Here is a 16,554-nt window from a genome sequence, read left to right as displayed (position 1 = left end):
GCGCAGCACCCTTCGGCGTAAGCCGAAGGCGCGAGATGTAGACTTGCGCAGCAAGTCGTAGGCCGCGCGGGCCCGGAAGGCACCGGAGCGAGGGGACCCCGGAGCGCAGCGTAGGGGCCGTATGATGGGAGCAGGCGGCTTTGCCTACTTTGGCCGCGGCCGGCGAGGTAAGACCAAAGTAGGCCGCCGTAAGGGCGGAAAGGTGACTAAAAGTCGCTATCGCCGCTGAATGCGCATACATCTATCAAAACCAACACTTTGAAAGCCGAAGACGAAGCCGAAGCCAAACACCAAAAAGCCAAAAAACCTACCCCTCCCGCCCCTCATGCTGCTTGCGATAAGCCCCCGGCTGCACCCCCACCGCCTTGGCAAACGCCCGAGTAAACGCCGCCACCGACTGATACCCCACCCGCCCGCCAACCTGCTCGACCGTATTCCCCGCCTTGAGCAACTGACAAGCCTGGCGCATGCGCAGCGCCAGCAGCACCTGCCCAGGCGACTGCCCAGCCAGTTCATTGAAACGCTTGAAAAACGCCGATCGCGACAGCCCCGCACACGCCGCCATGCTCTCCAGCGTCCAAGCCTGCCCCGGCTCCTCTATCAGCCGCTCCAGCAGCCCGGCAAAAGCCGGCTGGCGGGCGAGGGCGACCAAACCACCCAGTGGCTGACCCGCGTGCACCTGCTGGCGCAGTACATACAGGAACAATAAGTGCGTCAGCCGCTCGAGCACCGTCTGCGACGGCTGCGGCGCCCGCCGGCACTCCTCGAGAATCAAGCCAAACAGCGCACGTGCCGCACTGCCAGCCGGATCATTGGCGCGCAGCAGGATCCAGTCAGCCAGCCCCTCGACGATCAGCGACGACAAGCCCGTCTGGAAATGAAAGAAGCCACAGACCAGCCCCACGCCATCGTCGGCCTGCAGGTCCAGCGCCTGCATGGCCCGGCGCGGCTGGGCGCAGGCGTCGGCGACGTCCTCGTCACCCGACAAGCGATAGGCAAGGTCACGCAACAGAAACACCGCATCACCACACTCAAGCCGCACAGGCTCGGCATGGCCATCGACGTGCAGCCAGCAATGCCCCTGCACCACCAGGTGAAAGCTGGCCCGGCCCATGCCCTGGGTGCTGGCGTGCCAGCCACCGCAATAGCGCCCGACATGGAACAGGCTGGCGTCAAGCTCTAGGCCTTCTAATAACCAATCGACAAGGTGGCTGGATGAAATCATCTAATGCAAGGACTCAGGAGCAAGGAAAGGCGACTGATGAATATGGATGCTACTTCTTATAACCAACAGACTGTAGCGACCTACATCAAAGGAGACCACTCCATGTCCGCGCGCATCACTCTACACAGCCTGCAGACCGCTCCGGAAGCCGCACGTCCGTTCCTCGAAAACGCACAGAAGAACTCCGGTTTCATCCCCAACCTGCTGGGTGTGCTGGCCAATGCCCCGGCCGCCCTGGAAACCTACGTCACCGTCTCGGCGCTCAACGGCAAGGCCGAGCTGACCCTGGCCGAGCGCGAAGTGGTGCAGTTGATTGCCGCTACCCAGCACGGTTGCGACTTCTGCGTTGCCGGCCATACCGCCGTGGCGCTGAACAAGGCCAAGCTGCCGCAGGCGGTGGTCGATGCCCTGCGTGCCCGTGGCGAGCTGCCCGATGCACGTTACGAGACCCTGGCCGAGTTCGCCCGTGAAGTCATCGCCTCCCGCGGCAACGTCAGCGACACCACCTACCAAGCCTTCCGCGAGGCCGGTTTCACCGAGGGCAACGCCCTGGAAGTGATTCTGGGCGTGAGCCTCGCAACCCTGTGCAACTTTGCTAATGTGTTCGCCCAGACGCCGCTCAATGACGAGCTGAGCAAATACCGCTGGCAGCCTTCGGCCTAAACCGCCCGATGCCGGCGTGTCCGGCGCACCAAAGGAGTAGGGACATGCTTGATAGCGCTTTTCGCCAATGGCTGGATGCCAACGCCGAGACCATCGACCAGGGCCAGTGCGACCCGCACCTGGTACTGGCGCACATCGCCGAATCGCAACTGCTGCGCATAGGCGTCGACCCGGCCCTCGGCGGCGCGGGCGGTGATGTCACCGAGGCGGTCGAAGCCATTGCCGCCATCGCCAGCCGCTCACTGGCGGCGGCTTTCGTCTGCTGGGGTCAGCGCGCCTTCATTGAATACCTGCTGCAAAGCCCCAACCAGGGGTTGCGCGAACGCCTGCTGCCAGCGTTGCTCAAAGGTGAGCTGGCCGGCGCCACGGGGCTTTCCAATGCCATGAAGTTCCTCTCCGGCATCGAGGCACTGCAGGTGCGCGGGCGCCTCGCAGCCGATGGCTGGAACCTGGAAGGCCGGCTGCACTGGGTGACCAACCTGCGCAAGAGTGGTTTCGTGGTGGCTGCGGCCATCGAAGACGATGCCGGCGGCGCGCCGTTCGTGCTGGCCATCCCCTCCGATGCACCAGGGCTGGAGCGCTCCGACGACCTGCAGCTGATGGGCTTGCAGTCGAGCAACACCGCTGCGCTGGCCTTCCACCAGGTACCGCTGGCCCGCGACTGGCTGCTGCACGACAACGCCCGCGAGTTCCTGCCCAAGGTGCGCCCGGCCTTCCTCGCCCTGCAGTGCGGCATGGCCATCGGCCTGGCGCGGCGTGCCCTGGACGAAGTGCAGGAACACCTGCAAGGCCGTGCTTCGTTCCTCGAAGAGGCGCGCCAGGTGCTCAAGGAACGCCTGGAGAACACCGTGGGCGAACTCAAGCAGGGCCTGCTCGACGGCCGCTTCCTCAAGCAACCGGCCGCGTTGTTCAAACTGCGCATCACCCTCGCCGAAAGCGCTGCCGATGCCGTGCAACTGGAGCTGCAGGCCAGTGGTGGCAAGGCTTACCTCACCGCCTATGGCGAAAGCTTCGCGCGCCGCTGGCGCGAGTCGGCGTTCGTGCCGATCGTCACGCCGAGCCTGGTGCAGCTGCGCGCCGAACTGCAACGCCAGGCGAGTGTGGCATGACCGACGTGCTACTCGACGCCTGTGACATCAGCCTGGGCTACCCCCGCGAGGGCGGCTGGCAGCCGGTGCTGGAGCAGTTCGACCTGGCGCTGGCGCCGGGCGAAGTGGTGACCATCCTCGGCCCCAGCGGGGTCGGTAAGTCGAGCCTGCTGCGGGTGCTGGCCGGCCTGCAGCAGCCCCGTGGCGGCAGCGTGAGCTTGCATGGCGAGGCGCTGCAGGGCCCGCACCCGCGCCTGGCGGTGGCGTTCCAAGACCCCAGCCTGCTGCCCTGGCTGAGCCTGGAGAAGAACGTCGCCTTCGGCCTCGACTTCGCCCGCCAGCCCAAGCTGGCCGCCAGCGAGCGCCGCGCACGCATCGACCACGCCATCGCCGCGGTGGGCTTGAGCCATGCCCGCAGCCAGTACCCGGCGCAGTTGTCCGGCGGCATGGCCCAGCGCACCGCGCTGGCCCGCTGCCTGGCGCGCCAACCCGAAGTGCTGCTGCTGGACGAGCCGTTCGGCGCGCTGGACGAAGTGACCCGCGCCGACATGCAGCAACTGCTGCTGCAGCTGATCGCCACCCACAACACCGCTGCGGTACTGATCACCCACGACATCGACGAAGCTCTGCTGCTGTCCGATCGCGTGCTGCTACTGGGCAACCACCCGGCGCGCACCCTCGGCCAATGGCACATCGACCTGCCGCAACCCCGGGCGCAGCGGGTCGAAGAACTGGGCGCGCTGCGCATCGAAATCCTCAAAACCCTACGGCGGGCAAGCCGCACAGCCGAACCCACCCCATCCCCCTTGCCCTCGGAGGCTGTCCATGTGCATGGATGACTGCTGCTCCACCACCTCCCGTCGCGATTTTCTCAAGCTCAGCGCCATGCTCACCGCCGCTGGCGCCGTGCCGCTTTTGGCCAGCCTGCAGGCGCGCGCCGCCGCCGAGCCCGACGCGCCGGTGCGCATCGGCTACCTGCCGATCACCGACGCCACGCCTTTGCTGGTGGCGCACAACAATGGCCTGTTCGAGGCCGAAGGCATCAAGGCCGAGCGCCCGGTGCTGCTGCGCAGCTGGGCGCAGGTGATCGAGGCGTTCATCTCCGGCCAGGTCAACGTGATCCACCTGCTGTCGCCAATGACCGTGTGGGCCCGCTATGGCAGCAAGGTGCCGGCCAAGGTGGTGGCCTGGAACCATGTCGGTGGCTCAGGCCTGACCGTGGCCCCGGACATCACCGAGATGAAGCAGCTCGGCGGCAAGACCGTGGCCATCCCGTTCTGGTACTCCATCCACAACGTGGTGCTGCAGCAGATGCTCAACGACAACGGCCTCACGCCGGTGTCGAAACCGGCCAACGCACAGCTGGCTGCAAACGAAGTCAACCTGCTGGTGCTGCCGCCGTCGGACATGCCGCCAGCCCTGGCCAGCAAGCGCATCGCCGGCTACATCGTCGCCGAGCCGTTCAACGCCCTGGCCGAGAACCTCAAGGTCGGCCGCGTGCAGCGCTTCACCGGTGACGTGTGGCGCAACCACGCCTGCTGCGTGGTGTTCATGCATGAACACGACCTCAACAACCGCCCGGAATGGTCGCAGAAGGTGGTCAACGCCATCGTCAAGGCCCAGCAATGGACTCGCGACCACCGCGCCGAGGCGGCCGCGCTGCTGTCCAAGGCCGGCCCCAACAAGTACACCCCGCACGAGCCCGCGGTGCTGACTAAGGTGCTGGCGCCTGCCGCCGAGGACCGTGCCGGCTACATCGCCAGTGGCGCGATCCAGCACCAGCAGTGGGATGAAAAGCGCATCGACTTCCAGCCGTACCCGTACCCCAGCTACACCGAGGAACTGGTCAAGCGCCTCAAAGGCACCCTGATCGAAGGCGAGAACGGCTTCCTCGCCGGCCTCGACCCCGCGCACGTCGCCCGCGACCTGGTCGATGACCGCTTCGTGCGCAACGCCATCGCTGCGGTGGGCGGCCCGGCAACCTTCGGCATTGCCGAGAACTTCCAGCGCAGCGAGGAGTTCGCGGTCTGATGCAAAGGCATGTCGTACATGGCGCTCTGGGCCTTGCCGGCCTGGCGCTGCTGCTGTTGCTGTGGTGGGCGGGGGTGCAGGTGTTCGGTGCGGCCGACGGCCTGTCGGCGCGCTTCTCGCCCCAGGCCACGTTGGCGAGCCTGGTGGAGTTGCTGGGGCATGGCGAGGTGTACGGGCATATCTGGGTGAGCCTCAAGCGCATCCTGATCGGCCTGTTGCTGGCGCTGTTGATCGGCGTGCCGTTGGGCTTGCTGGTGGGCAGCTACCGGCACCTGGAGGCGGCCACCACGCCAGCGTTCCAGTTTTTGCGGATGATCTCGCCGCTGTCGTGGATGCCGGTGGTGGTGATGCTGATGGGCGTGGGCGACCAGCCGATCTACTTCCTGCTGGCCTTCGCCGCGCTGTGGCCGATCCTGCTCAACACCGCCGCCGGGGTGCGCCAGCTCGATCCGCGCTGGTTGCAGCTCTCGCGCAGCCTCAGCGCCACGCGCTGGGAGACACTGTGCAAGGTGATCGTGCCGGGGGTGATTGGCCATGTACTGACCGGCGTGCGCCTGGCCATCGGCATCCTGTGGATCGTGCTGGTGCCGTGCGAGATGCTGGGGGTCAGTGCGGGGTTGGGGTATTTCATCCTCGATACCCGTGACCGGCTGGCGTATTCCGAGCTGATGGCGATGGTGCTGTTGATCGGGGTGCTGGGGTTCATGCTCGATGCGCTGGCCCGCGGGTTGCACCGGCGCTGGGTGCATGCCTGAAGATTGCCAGGGGCGCGTTGCGCGCCCTTTCGCCGGCAAGCCGGCTCCCACAGGTACAGCGCAAGTCTTGAAACCGGCGTGGTAGGTGTGGGAGCCGGCTTGCCGGCGATGGGCTGCACGGCAGCCCCAGCGGTCTACATCAATGCCGCGTCAGCCGCTGCCTCACACACGCCTTGGCCTGCTCCGCCAACTCATCCAACCGCTCATCGCGCGATTGCTCCGCCTCCATCATCACGTCTTCCCCGTTCTGATTGAGCAGGTAGGTATGGATCTGCATCACCTCGACCGTCTGGTAGATCGGCGCAATATCCAGCCGCCCGATCAGCGCCCCGCTGGCACGCCCGGTACTGCTCATCAGCACCTGTGGCCCGGCGCTGGCAATCACCTGCAAACCCATGGCCTCGAACCACGGCACCTGCTCGGCGAAGGCGCTCAGCTCGACGCAGGCGTAGCGGCTGCGCAAGTCATCCAGCAACGCGCGGGCGATGCCCTGGCGGCGATGGTCCTGATGCACGGCAAGGAACGCCAGGCTGCAGGCCTGCGCATCGTCCTGGGCCGGCAGCGCCAGGGCAAAGCCCAGCAACTGGTCCGGGGTGTCGGCATCCAGCGCCAGGGTCAGCTGCACGGCCAGACCGCGCGTGCCGTCCAGGGCCATCAGGTACTGGTGCACCTCCATACCCACGCCGTACTGGTACAACGGGTACAGCGGGTTGGTCGGGCTGATGGCGACGCTGCTGAGCTGGCCGACATGGTCGATCACCAGCTGGCGGATCTGGTTCTGGAAGGATTCGGGCGGCACGCCGTCGAGGCGGCGGAGGATGAACATCGCGGGTAAGGCTCCGGGTGGGCTGAAACGCCCGCTTCGAACGAGGCGGGCGCCCAGTTTACCCGGTGTGGCTAGCGCAGCCCAGCCAGCAGCAGGTCGAGGTTCTGCACTGCAGCGCCCGAGGCCCCCTTGCCGAGGTTGTCGAACACCGCAGTCAGCAATACCTGGCCGTGCTCGGGGTTGGCGTACAGCGCCAGGCGCAGGTCATTGCTGTCGTTCAGCGCCTGCGGGTCAAGCGCCGGGGCCGGGCCTTGCTGATGCAAGGGCAGCACCTGCACATGGCGGGCGCCCTGGTAGTGCTGCTCCAGGCAGGCCTGCAGTTGTTGCGCGGTGACGCCGGGCAACAGCCGCAGTTGCAGGGGGATGCTCAGGACGATGCCCTGGCGATAGGCGCCGTAGCCGGGCACGAACAGCGGGCGGGCGCTGAGCCCGGCGTGCTGCTGGATTTCCGGCACATGCTTGTGCGCCAGCTCCAGGCCATACAGCTGCAAGGTTGGCAGATAGCCTTCGGCGGGCTGTTCATGGCGCTCGACCGCCGCCCGGCCACCGCCGCTGTAGCCGGAAATGGCATGGATGCTCAGCGGATAGTCCGCTGGCAGCAGCCCGGCCTTGACCAGCGGGTGCAGCAGGGCGATGGCGCCGGTGGGGTAGCAGCCGGGGTTGCTGATCCGGCTGCTGGCGGCGATGCGCTCGGCCTGGTGCTGGTCGAGCTCCGGCAGGCCGTATACCCAGCCTGGCGCGGTACGGTGCGCGGAGCTGGCATCGATCACCCGTACCGCCGGGTTGCGCAGCGTCGCCACAGCGTCGCGGGCAGCGTCATCGGGCAGGCACAGCAGGGCGATGTCGGCGCTGTTGATCGCCTCGCTGCGCCGCGCTGGGTCCTTGCGTTCGGCCTCGGGCAGGGTGAGCAGGCGCAGGTCCTGGCGGCCTTGCAGGCGCGCGTGGATCTGCAGGCCAGTGGTGCCTTGGTCGCCGTCGATGAAGACAAGGGGCAGGGTCATGGAGTGTGTCCGTGGTGGAGGGGAGTGGGCGTATCCTCGCTTGCGGCTGGACGAAAGAAAATTTGAATATCATGATCGTCAAGTTCATTAATCCTGAACGATAACACCTGTATTGAACCCTACATTGTGGGAGCGGGAAACCCCATGCGAGAAATCAGCCTCGACCGCCTGCGCACCCTGGTGGTGATTGCCGAACACGGCTCCTTCGCCGACGCCGCCCGCCAGCTCAATCTGGCACCGCCGACCATCAGCCTGCACGTGGCCGAGCTTGAGGCACGCATCGGCGCGCCCCTGCTCACCCGCACCCGGGGCCAGGTACGCCCGACCGCCATCGGCGAAACCCTGCTGGCCCGTGCCCGGCGGCTGCTGGCCGACGCCGACCAGGCGCTGGATGAAGTACGTCGGCAGGTCGAGGGCCTGACCGGGCGGGTGCGACTGGGCGCATCGACCGGCGCCATCGCGCATCTGCTGCCGCAGGCGTTGGAGGCGTTGCGGGTGGACCACCCAGGTATCGATGTCCAGGTGCAGGTGCTGACCTCGCAGGCCTCGCTGGCCCGTCTGCGCGAAGGCACCCTGGACATCGGCCTGGTGGCGTTGCCACAGGTGGCAGGCAAGGGGCTGAAACTGACGCCCTGGCGCCGCGACCCGATCCTGGCCTACGTGCCCGCCGACTGGCGCCCGCCGGCGCGGGTCACGCCGGCCTGGCTGGCCGGGCGGGCACTGATCCTCAACGACAGCACCACGCAGTTGTCGCGGGTGACTTCGGAGTGGTTCGCCGCCGCCGGGCTCTACCCCGAGCCACGCATCGAACTGAATTTCAACGACGCGATCAAGAGCCTGGTGGGCGCGGGGTACGGCGCGACCCTGTTGCCCCAGGAGGGTGAAGGCCCGCAGCACGATCCGCGTGTGCTCCGGCGGCCTTTGCGCCCGGGGCTGTGGCGCCAGCTCGGTATCGCCTGTCGCGAGGGCGAGCCGGAGCGCGCCATCGGACACGTGCTGGAGGCGCTGGAGCGCCTGCGCCAATGATGCCGCCGCCTCAGCGTGCGTAGATACGCTTGCCGGCGAACCAGGTCTGCAGCACCTGGGTATCGCGCAGCACCTGCGGGGCTAGGCTCAGCACATCGCGGTCGAGCACGATCATGTCCGCCTGCTTGCCCACTTCCAGCGAGCCGACCTGCCGCTCCAGGCCCATGGCCCGGGCGGCGTTGAGGGTATAGGCCTGCAGCATGGTCTGCAGGTCGATGGCTTCGCCGGCGTTGAGCACGCCCTTGGGACCCTTGCGGGTGATGGCCTGGTAGATGGCCTTCCATGGCTCCGGGGTGCTGATCGGCCAGTCGCTGGCGCCAGCGATGGTCGCTCCGTTGTTCAGCAGCGAATGGGCCGGGAAGGTGTGCATGAAGGCCATTGCGCTGACGTAGGGCTTGACCAGGTCGAGGTTGGCCTCGTCGGCACTGGCCCAGTACAGCTGCATCGAGGCGATCACGTCGAGCTGGCGGAAACGCGCGTACTCCTTGGGGCTGACCATCTGCAGGTGGGTGATCGAATGGGCAATGCCGCTGTGACGCGCGCGCCGCGCCTGTTCGATGCCATCGAGCGCCACGCGCACCGCGCGGTCACCGATGGCGTGCACGTGCACCAGCCAGCCACGGGCATCGGCGGCGCTGACCAGCTCGCCGAAATGCGCCGGGTCCAGCAGCAGTTCGCCGCGTTGCCCGGAGTTGCGGTAGGGCTCAAGCATCGCCGCGCTCTGCGCCGGCATCTCGGCCACGCCGTCGGCGAACACCTTGATGCCCGGCAGGGTGAGGTTGGGTACGTCGATGAACTGCTGGCGCACCTTGTCCAGTTCGTCCAGGTCGGCGGGGCCGGCCTTGCTGTCGGCCATCAGCAGCGCGGCGACGTGGGCGGTGAGCTCGCCGTTTTCGGCCAGGGCCTTGTACACCGGCAGCACGCCCAGGGAGTCGTTGTTCACGTCGGCGCCCGGCAGCTCGTTTGCCAGTGGGTCCATCCAGCCGGTGATACCCAGCTGCTTGTAGTAGTCCAGGGCCATGCGACCGGCGGTCAGCAAGGTGTCCCGGCTCAGCGGTGGCAGCAGATCAGTGACCGGGTACAGGCTGGCGTCGACCAGGAAACCATTGGGCGTGCCGTCCGGGTGACGGCCGATGGTATTGCGGGCGTCCTCGGGCAGGGCGGCGATGCTGGCGGCATTCACCCCGGCGCGCTGGAGCATGGCTTGGTTGGCCCAGCCGGTGTGCATGTCGTTGGCGGCGAACAGGATCGGTTGCGTGGCCCACTCGCCGTGATTGAAGCGCTGCTCCAGGGCCGGTAGATCGTCCCAGTAGGTCGGTGGCAGGCCGCCGACGCTGAGGAACTCGCCGCGCCGGGCCTTGCCGTCGTCGCGCCACTGGCGCAGGCGCCGCTCCAGCTCGTCGAGGGGCAGTTGCTCGCCGGCCAGGTTGGCCAGCTCCAGTTGCAGGCCGCCCTTGATGGCGTGGGAATGGGAGTCGAGCATGCCCGGCATCAGCACCTTGCCGCCCAGGTCGATGACCTGCGTGCCGGCGGTTTTCAGGCGCAGCACGGCCTGGTCCGAGCCCACCGCGACGATCTTCTCGCCGTCCACCGCCACGGCCTGCTGCAACGGCTGACCGGGCGCGGCGGTGTAGACCTTGGCGTTGTGCAGGATCAGGTCCACGGCGGCGAGGCCGGGCAGGGCGGTGCAGGCCAGGCCTGCGCCGAGGGCGAGTGTGAGCAGCGGCTTCATCGGGTGCCTCGTTGTTGTTTTGATCAGGCCGCAGGCTAGCCAAGCTGGGGGATCGGTTAAACGCAGTCTTGGGCACAACTCTTTTTGCGTTGGGGAAAGAGTGCGACGTGGCCCTATCGCCGGCAAGCCGGCTCCCACAGGTACACCACTAGGCATGAGGCTGACGCGGTCGGTGTGGGAGCCGGCTTGCCGGCGATAGGGTCGCGAAGCGGCCCGCTGTTTGCCCACACCTCGGCTCTGGATGGATACTGCTTCGTACTCCCACTTGTGCCTGACAGGAACCAACCATGGACAAAATGACGGCCCTGACCATCTTCGTCGCCGCCGCCGAGCACGGCAGTTTCAGCCGCGCCGCCGAGCAGTTGGGCAAGACGCCGTCGGCGATCACCAAGGCCGTTGCCCACCTGGAGGCGGAGTTGGGTGTGCGCCTGTTCGAACGCACCACCCGGCGCATGGCCCTGACCGAGGCCGGCAGCCTGTACCTGGACGGCGCGCGCCAGGCCTTGATGCATCTGCAGCTGGTCACCGAGGAGGTCGAGCAGTTGCAGCATGAACTGCGCGGCACCCTGCGCATCACCGCGCCACCCTCGTTCGGCCCGGCGTTTCTCAACCAGGTGTGCTGCCGCTTCATGGGCGAACACCCGCAGGTGCGCCTGGAGGTGAACCTCAACGACGCCAACGAGGACCTGATCGACGGCGGTTACGACCTGTCGCTGCGCGACGGCCCCACCGACCAGCCCGAGCTGATCGCCCAGCCGCTGATCGAGAACCGAGTGATCCTCTGTGCCAGCCCAGCCTATCTGCAGCGGCGCGGCGTAGACATCACCCTGGACAACTACGCCCAGCACGACTGGCTGCTGCTGCGCCACCCGTTGCTCAACCGCAGTTTCTGGTGGATCGAGCGCGACGGCCAGGCCCTGCGGGTACGCCAGCCCACCCCGCGCTTGCTCAGTGACAACTTCGATTTTCTGCTGGCCTGCCTGCTCGACGGCCAGGGCCTGCAATTCGTGCCCACCTGGTGCGCGGCGCCGTACCTGGCCCGCGGCGAGCTGGTCGAGGTGCTGCCAGACTACTGGCGCGCCCTGAGCGCCTTCGGCCCCTGGGTGCACGTGCTGTACCTGCCGCACCGGCGTAATACGCGCAAGGTGCAGGCTTTCATCGCCCTGCTGCATGAGCACTTGCGTGAGCAAGGTTTGCACGCCTGAGTTTTTCCGCCTGGGCACAAAAGTTGTGCGGGGCAGGGCGATGATCGCCTGCGGCGGCGTGGTTAGGCTTGTCTGAACATCGAGCCTGCCGTACCAGGAGTTCCCCGCAGTGAAGATCCACACCTTCGTCACCGACATCCGCGACCCGCTGGCACGCGGTGCGCAGCTCGGCGCGCTGTTCGCCGAGCAAGTCCGCCACACCACCGAGCTGTACCTGGGCTTCTTCCCCAGGGTCGGCGTGAGCCTGGGCGAGGCCCAGCGCATCGGCGAAAACAGCCTGGCCGCGCTGGAGGCCTGGAGCCCGGAGCTGGCCGCCGAGGTGATCGGCATGGCCAAGGGCGCCGACCTGCCGCTGTGGCAACTGGCCGCCCTCAACGCCCGTACCGAAGTCCTGGCCGCCCGTACCCGCCACCACGAATGCTCGACCAGCGTGCACGCCCCGCGCGGTGCGCGAGCGCCGCAGACCCTGCAGACCTGGGACTGGCATGACAGCCTGTGCCCGCACGGCCTGATGCTCGGGCTGCACACGGCGCGCGGCATGCAGGTCAAGCTGTTCTGCGAGTTCGGCATGCTGGCCAAGCTGGGGGTGAACAGCGCAGGCCTAGGCCTGCATTTCAACATCCTCCACCACGCCAGCGACAACGCCAGCGGCGGCGTGCCGGTGCATGCCATCGCCCGGCGCCTGCTGGAAGACGCCCGCAGCGTCGACGAGGCCGTGGAGCTGGCGCGCTCGGCGCGGGTCAGTGCGTCCACCGTGCTCACCGTGTTTTCCCGCGAGGACCGCAGCCCGCGCGCGGTGAGCATCGAACTGAGCCCCGAGCGCACGGCGTTGGTGTTGCCCCGCGAGGATGGCTGGCTGCTGCACACCAACCATTTCCTCGACCCCCAGCTGAGCCAGGGCGAGCAGGTCGCCGACCGCGCCGACACCCTCGGACGCCTGGGCCATCTGCAGCAGGTGATCGGCCAGATGACCGACGCCGACCTGCGCGCCCGTGCCGAGGCGATGTGCGGCGCGGCCGGCGACAGCGCGCCGATCTGCTTCCATCCGGACATGGCCATGCCCGACACCGAGCGCTGGGAAACCCTGCTCAGCGTCGGCATCGACACCGAACATTGCGCGCTGGACTACGTGGCGGGCACCCCGCTGCAACTGGCCAAGGCCGGCTTCCAACGCTTCTGAGCCCACCTGCATTCCGAGAATAAAAACAATGCATGCGCACACCGCTTCATCCCGCTCCGCCTTGCGGACCTTTTGCGTCTCCGGCCTGGGTACCGCGCTGGAGTTCTACGACTTCATCATCTACGGCACCGCCGCCGCGCTGGTCTTCCCCCAGGTATTCTTCCCCGGGCTCGACCACCTGACGGCGACCCTGGTGGCGTTCAGCGCCTTTGGTGCCGGCTTCTTCGCCCGGCCTCTGGGCGGCTTGGTGTTCGGCCACTACGGCGACCGCATAGGCCGGCAGAAGGTGTTGGTCGCCACCTTGCTGCTGATGGGCCTGAGTACCTTCCTGATCGGCTGCCTGCCCAGCCACGCCAGCATCGGCGTGACCGCGCCGGTGCTGCTGGTGCTGTTGCGCCTGATCCAGGGTTTCGCCGCCGGCGGCGAGTGGGGCGGCGCGGCGCTGTTCGGCATCGAGTCGGCGCCACCCGGACGGCGCGGGCTGTGGGGCAGCTTCACGAGCATGGGCATCGGCGTCGGCGGGATTCTCGGCGCCGGGGTATTCGCCATCGTCAGCGCCGCGGCCAACGACAACCTGGTGGATTTCGCCTGGCGCATTCCGTTCTGGCTCGGCGGCAGCCTGGTGCTGATCGGCCTGTATGCGCGGCTCAAGACGCCCATGTCGCTTGCCGCGCCTGCGGCTAAGCCGGCGCAGGCACCGTTGGCCGAAGCGCTGCGCCAGCGGCCCCGGCAACTGCTGCTGTGCACCGGCATCGCCTTCGGCTACTGCACCATCGCCTACATCGGCAGCACCTTCTTTCTCACCTACGCCACCCAGGCCGGGTTCGGCAGCACCCAGGCACTGATGTTCGACCTGACCCTGTCGGTGGCCATCGTCTTGTCGGCGCCGCTGTTCGGGCACCTGTCCGACCGCCTCGGGCGGCGCCCGGTGATGGTGTTCGGTGCCTTGGTGATGGCGCTGGGGTTGTTTGCCTTCTTTGCCTTGGTCGACATGAAGAGTTTTGCCATAGCGCTGTGCGCCTACAGCCTGGTCGGCCTGCTGATGGGCGCGACCCAGGGACCGATCCCGGCGTTCCTCGGCGAGCAGTTCCCGCGCGAGATGCGCTATTCGGGGATTTCCGCCAGCTATCAGATCGGCGCGGCGTTGGGCGGGGGCACGGCATCCAGCGTTGCCACGGCGATCCTCATCCTCACCAACCACGACCCGTTGGGTGTGGCGTTGTACGGGGCAGCGGCGCTGGCGCTGGTGGCGGTGTGTTCGTTGATGCTCAGGGAGACGGCGTGGTTGAGCACGGCGCAGATCGACGAGGCGCCCGCGCCGACGCTGCGCCGGCAAGTCTCAAGCTCTGCGCGGTCCCTGTAGGAGCGGCTTCAGCCGCGAACCCCGGCAAGGCCGGGGCCGCTTGCTTCGCGGCTAAAGCCGCTCCTGCAAGCGAATGGCTTCAACCCCGCTCGCGCTGGCGCAACGCCGTCACCGTCTCGCCGCCCACCCCCCAATTGTCGGTGGGCACCTCTTCGATCACCACGAACGTGCTGGCCGGTGGTTTGCCCAGCACCTCCTGCAACAGTCGCGTGGTGCCTTCGATCAACTGGCGCTTGTGCTCGGCGCTGACGCCTTCATCGGTGACGCGGATATGGACATAAGGCATGGTTCGATCCTCTGCGTGTTCAGTGCCAGGTGCCGGCGGTGCTGCCACCGTCGACGGGCAGGATGACGCCGCTGACGAAGCGTGCGTCGGTCAGGTACAGCACGGCGTCCACCACATCCTGCGGCTGGCCGGTACGGCCGCTCGGCGACAGCGCGCCCAGCCCTTCGGCCTGGCCGCCGTGCAGTGGGGTGTCGATGATCCCCGGGGCCACGGCGTTGACCTGCACGCCGCTGCCCGCCAGCTCCAAAGCCAGGCCCTTGACCGCCTGGTTCAGGCCGCCCTTGACCAGCACCGGCAGCAGCGCCGGTACCCGGGTATCGGGTTGCAGGGCGATCGAGGCCGTGATGGCGATGATGTGCCCGTGCCCTTGTTGCTGCATCACCCGCGCGGCGGCCTGGGCAGGGTAGAAGAAGCCCTTGAGGTTGGTGCCGACCAACGCATCGACGTCAGCTTCGCTGTAGTCCACCACCGGTTTCGGGATGAAGATGCCGGCATTGTTGACCAGGATATCCACCCGGCCAAAGGCCTCCAGCGCGGTGGCGAACAGGCGCTCGGCGGTAGCTTTTTCGGCGATGTCGCCGGCCACGCCGACGAACCCGGCCGGGTTGCCCAACTGCGCGGCGGCGGCGTCCAGGCGCGCCTGGCTGCGGGCGTTGCCGACCACGTTGTCGCCGCGTTCGAGGAAGGCCTGGGCGAGGGCGAAGCCCAGGCCGCTGGATGCGCCGGTGATGATGACGGTGCGTGGGTTGCTCATGGGGTGATCTCCAGTGGATGAGCCTTGGCTCGGGGTGGAATCACTGTAAGTTGCAACGCTCGCTTGAAAAATGAGGCGCATGGCATTTCAATCGATACACCGTGTAATTAATCGAGCCGCCATGACCCGCCATTTCGATGACCTGCAACTGGGCAGCCTGGAGCTGTTCTGCCTTGCCGCCGACGCCGGCAGCTTCACCGAGGCGGCCACCTTGGCCGGTGTCACGCCTGCCGCCGTGAGCCGGTCGGTGGCCCGCCTGGAAGAGCGCCTGGGCGTGCGCCTGTTTGTGCGTACCACCCGGCAGATGCGCCTGTCCGAGGCCGGGCAAGCCTACTACCAGCAATGCCGCCAGGCCTTGGGGCAACTGGTGGAGGCCGAGCGGCAGGTGACGGGCGGGCAGCTCGAGCCCAGCGGCCGGCTGCGCATCAGCGCGCCGACACCCTATGCCCACCACCGCCTGCTGCCGTTGTTGCCGCGCTTTCGCGAACGCTATCCGCAGGTGTTGGTGGATGTGCACGTCAGCAACCGCAATGTCGATTTCGCCGAGGAGCAGTTCGACCTGGCCATCCGCGGCCGCGCCCCGGCTGACTCGCGGCTGGTGGCTCGACGCCTGGAGGATGCCGAGCTGGTGATCGTCGCCACCCCGGGCTATCTGGCCCGGGCGGGGGTGCCGCAGACACCGGATGACCTGGCCGGGCACGACTGCATCCAGTTCGAGATGCCCAGCAGTGGGCGCCGCCCGCCCTGGAGCTTCCAGCGCGACGGGCAACTGATCGAGCTGGACACCCAGGGCGCCTTCACTTGCTTGGGCGATTTCCTCGCCACCAGCACACTGGTGCGTCACGGCGGCGGCCTGATGCAGGCCTACCGCTTCACTGTGCAGGACGCCCTGGACAGCGGTGAACTGGTGGAGGTACTGGCGGATTTTGGCGGCACCTCGCGGCCCTTCATGCTGGTTTACCCGCAGGCCAGGCACATGCCGTTGAAGGTGCGCGTGTTCATTGATTTCCTGCTCAGCGAACGGCCTCTGCCGTTTGGCTGAAGCCCGCGCAGGGCGTGTGCTGGAGCACTATTCTTGTCGCTGCGTCGGCGCGTTGTGCCGCCGACCTTTCAGCAGTCCGGCTATTTCCCAGGAGAACGCTCCATGAAATCCATGACACTGCTAGTGATTGCCTCGGTACTGAGTTTTGCCGCACAGGCCGAGGACAGCGCGGCGACCAACTGCGATGCCAAGATCAATGACCTGGAGTACATCAGCAAAACCGATGGCCAGGCGCTGCATGGCGGTATGGCGCACGACTACCATAACCTGCTCAAGGAAGCCAAGGACGCCAAGGCCAGCGGTGACATGGCCAAGTGTCAGGCCTCGGCCGACCGTGCCAAGACCATCTACAACAAAGCGCGCGGCAAGTAGCCAGG

At 67.2% G+C, this 16,554-nt stretch carries 17 protein-coding genes; 11 read left to right on the top strand and 6 right to left on the bottom strand.

The features are described from left to right. Positions 1-307: 307 nt before the first annotated feature. Positions 308-1,225, bottom strand: a complete 918-nt coding sequence (locus ABE459_RS19885; RefSeq protein ID WP_323833170.1) for an AraC family transcriptional regulator — start codon at positions 1,223-1,225, stop codon at positions 308-310. A gap of 102 nt (positions 1,226-1,327) precedes the next feature. On the opposite strand from ABE459_RS19885, the gene ABE459_RS19880 reads away from it, so the two are divergent. From ABE459_RS19880 to ABE459_RS19860, 5 genes are read left to right on the top strand one after another with little or no spacing between them, the layout of a single operon-like run. Beyond that, entirely contained in the window at positions 1,328-1,888 is a 561-nt protein-coding gene (locus ABE459_RS19880) for a carboxymuconolactone decarboxylase family protein (protein WP_323833172.1), read from the top strand. 8 nt (positions 1,889-1,896) lie between these two features. Further along, on the top strand, positions 1,897-2,997 hold the full coding sequence (locus ABE459_RS19875) for an acyl-CoA dehydrogenase family protein (protein WP_323833174.1): 1,101 nt from the start codon (positions 1,897-1,899) through the stop codon (positions 2,995-2,997). Beyond that, the gene (locus ABE459_RS19870; RefSeq protein ID WP_323833176.1) at positions 2,994-3,815 is read left to right on the top strand and encodes an ABC transporter ATP-binding protein; all 822 of its coding nucleotides are present in this window, start codon (positions 2,994-2,996) and stop codon (positions 3,813-3,815) included. The genes ABE459_RS19875 and ABE459_RS19870 overlap by 4 nt, the downstream gene beginning before the upstream one ends. Beyond that, positions 3,802-5,007 (top strand): ABC transporter substrate-binding protein, encoded by a 1,206-nt coding sequence (locus tag ABE459_RS19865; protein WP_323833178.1) that lies wholly within the window; start codon positions 3,802-3,804, stop codon positions 5,005-5,007. Before ABE459_RS19870 ends, ABE459_RS19865 begins: the two co-directional genes overlap by 14 nt. Next, positions 5,007-5,762 (top strand): ABC transporter permease, encoded by a 756-nt coding sequence (locus ABE459_RS19860; RefSeq protein ID WP_323833180.1) that lies wholly within the window; start codon positions 5,007-5,009, stop codon positions 5,760-5,762. The genes ABE459_RS19865 and ABE459_RS19860 overlap by 1 nt, the downstream gene beginning before the upstream one ends. Positions 5,763-5,901: 139 nt before the next feature. On the opposite strand, the gene ABE459_RS19855 is transcribed toward ABE459_RS19860, so the two are convergent. Together ABE459_RS19855 and argC are read right to left on the bottom strand one after the other, a co-directional pair. Next, entirely contained in the window at positions 5,902-6,588 is a 687-nt protein-coding gene (locus tag ABE459_RS19855) for a GNAT family N-acetyltransferase (RefSeq protein ID WP_323833182.1), read from the bottom strand. Between the two features lie 71 nt (positions 6,589-6,659). Further along, positions 6,660-7,589 (bottom strand): N-acetyl-gamma-glutamyl-phosphate reductase, encoded by a 930-nt coding sequence (gene argC, locus ABE459_RS19850; RefSeq protein ID WP_323833184.1) that lies wholly within the window; start codon positions 7,587-7,589, stop codon positions 6,660-6,662. A 144-nt stretch (positions 7,590-7,733) separates the two neighbouring features. Here argC and ABE459_RS19845 point away from each other — a divergent pair, with 144 nt between their 5' ends. Beyond that, positions 7,734-8,615 (top strand): LysR family transcriptional regulator, encoded by an 882-nt coding sequence (locus tag ABE459_RS19845; protein ID WP_323833186.1) that lies wholly within the window; start codon positions 7,734-7,736, stop codon positions 8,613-8,615. 10 nt (positions 8,616-8,625) lie between these two features. Here ABE459_RS19845 and ABE459_RS19840 read toward each other — a convergent pair whose 3' ends face one another. After that, a complete protein-coding gene (locus tag ABE459_RS19840) occupies positions 8,626-10,347 on the bottom strand; it encodes an amidohydrolase (RefSeq protein ID WP_323833188.1) in 1,722 nt (573 codons plus the stop codon). A gap of 287 nt (positions 10,348-10,634) precedes the next feature. Here ABE459_RS19840 and ABE459_RS19835 point away from each other — a divergent pair, with 287 nt between their 5' ends. The 3 genes from ABE459_RS19835 to ABE459_RS19825 all read left to right on the top strand — a co-directional run bounded on the left by ABE459_RS19835 (position 10,635) and on the right by ABE459_RS19825 (position 14,095). Beyond that, a complete protein-coding gene (locus ABE459_RS19835; protein WP_323833190.1) occupies positions 10,635-11,552 on the top strand; it encodes a LysR family transcriptional regulator in 918 nt (305 codons plus the stop codon). Between the two features lie 109 nt (positions 11,553-11,661). Continuing rightward, the gene (locus ABE459_RS19830) at positions 11,662-12,732 is read left to right on the top strand and encodes a C45 family peptidase (RefSeq protein WP_125464424.1); all 1,071 of its coding nucleotides are present in this window, start codon (positions 11,662-11,664) and stop codon (positions 12,730-12,732) included. A gap of 28 nt (positions 12,733-12,760) precedes the next feature. Next, positions 12,761-14,095: an MFS transporter gene (locus ABE459_RS19825; RefSeq protein ID WP_323833193.1), complete on the top strand. Its 1,335-nt coding sequence runs from the start codon at positions 12,761-12,763 to the stop codon at positions 14,093-14,095. A gap of 79 nt (positions 14,096-14,174) precedes the next feature. Here ABE459_RS19825 and ABE459_RS19820 read toward each other — a convergent pair whose 3' ends face one another. Together ABE459_RS19820 and ABE459_RS19815 are read right to left on the bottom strand one after the other, a co-directional pair. After that, entirely contained in the window at positions 14,175-14,381 is a 207-nt protein-coding gene (locus ABE459_RS19820) for a 4-oxalocrotonate tautomerase family protein (protein WP_125464422.1), read from the bottom strand. A 19-nt stretch (positions 14,382-14,400) separates the two neighbouring features. Next, positions 14,401-15,135, bottom strand: a complete 735-nt coding sequence (locus tag ABE459_RS19815) for an SDR family oxidoreductase (RefSeq protein ID WP_323833196.1) — start codon at positions 15,133-15,135, stop codon at positions 14,401-14,403. A 121-nt stretch (positions 15,136-15,256) separates the two neighbouring features. Here ABE459_RS19815 and ABE459_RS19810 point away from each other — a divergent pair, with 121 nt between their 5' ends. Together ABE459_RS19810 and ABE459_RS19805 are read left to right on the top strand one after the other, a co-directional pair. Then, positions 15,257-16,177 carry a LysR family transcriptional regulator gene (locus ABE459_RS19810; RefSeq protein ID WP_258704513.1) on the top strand — a complete coding sequence of 307 codons (921 nt, stop codon included), beginning with the start codon at positions 15,257-15,259 and terminating at the stop codon, positions 16,175-16,177. Positions 16,178-16,279: 102 nt separating this feature from the next. Continuing rightward, positions 16,280-16,549: a hypothetical protein gene (locus tag ABE459_RS19805; RefSeq protein ID WP_153786415.1), complete on the top strand. Its 270-nt coding sequence runs from the start codon at positions 16,280-16,282 to the stop codon at positions 16,547-16,549. Positions 16,550-16,554: the final 5 nt, after the last annotated feature.

This window comes from Pseudomonas sp. TWI923 (assembly GCF_039673365.1).
In the GTDB taxonomy this organism is placed as follows: Bacteria; Pseudomonadota; Gammaproteobacteria; order Pseudomonadales; family Pseudomonadaceae; genus Aquipseudomonas; species Aquipseudomonas sichuanensis.
Note: the sequence above shows the minus strand (reverse complement) of the source record. Positions and strands in the feature narration are given on the sequence as shown.

Bases quoted from the DNA above. Each gene is read 5' to 3' on its own strand.
- ABE459_RS19825 (WP_323833193.1), top strand. From the start codon at position 12,761: ATGCATGCGCACACCGCTTCATCCCGCTCCGCCTTGCGGACCTTTTGC.
- ABE459_RS19815 (WP_323833196.1), bottom strand. From the start codon at position 15,135: ATGAGCAACCCACGCACCGTCATCATCACCGGCGCATCCAGCGGCCTG.
- ABE459_RS19820 (WP_125464422.1), bottom strand. From the start codon at position 14,381: ATGCCTTATGTCCATATCCGCGTCACCGATGAAGGCGTCAGCGCCGAG.
- ABE459_RS19835 (WP_323833190.1), top strand. From the start codon at position 10,635: ATGGACAAAATGACGGCCCTGACCATCTTCGTCGCCGCCGCCGAGCAC.
- ABE459_RS19860 (WP_323833180.1), top strand. From the start codon at position 5,007: ATGCAAAGGCATGTCGTACATGGCGCTCTGGGCCTTGCCGGCCTGGCG.
- ABE459_RS19840 (WP_323833188.1), bottom strand. From the start codon at position 10,347: ATGAAGCCGCTGCTCACACTCGCCCTCGGCGCAGGCCTGGCCTGCACC.
- ABE459_RS19870 (WP_323833176.1), top strand. From the start codon at position 2,994: ATGACCGACGTGCTACTCGACGCCTGTGACATCAGCCTGGGCTACCCC.
- ABE459_RS19875 (WP_323833174.1), top strand. From the start codon at position 1,897: ATGCCGGCGTGTCCGGCGCACCAAAGGAGTAGGGACATGCTTGATAGC.
- ABE459_RS19845 (WP_323833186.1), top strand. From the start codon at position 7,734: ATGCGAGAAATCAGCCTCGACCGCCTGCGCACCCTGGTGGTGATTGCC.
- ABE459_RS19865 (WP_323833178.1), top strand. From the start codon at position 3,802: ATGTGCATGGATGACTGCTGCTCCACCACCTCCCGTCGCGATTTTCTC.
- ABE459_RS19880 (WP_323833172.1), top strand. From the start codon at position 1,328: ATGTCCGCGCGCATCACTCTACACAGCCTGCAGACCGCTCCGGAAGCC.
- ABE459_RS19805 (WP_153786415.1), top strand. From the start codon at position 16,280: ATGAAATCCATGACACTGCTAGTGATTGCCTCGGTACTGAGTTTTGCC.
- ABE459_RS19885 (WP_323833170.1), bottom strand. From the start codon at position 1,225: ATGATTTCATCCAGCCACCTTGTCGATTGGTTATTAGAAGGCCTAGAG.
- ABE459_RS19810 (WP_258704513.1), top strand. From the start codon at position 15,257: ATGACCCGCCATTTCGATGACCTGCAACTGGGCAGCCTGGAGCTGTTC.
- argC (WP_323833184.1), bottom strand. From the start codon at position 7,589: ATGACCCTGCCCCTTGTCTTCATCGACGGCGACCAAGGCACCACTGGC.
- ABE459_RS19855 (WP_323833182.1), bottom strand. From the start codon at position 6,588: ATGTTCATCCTCCGCCGCCTCGACGGCGTGCCGCCCGAATCCTTCCAG.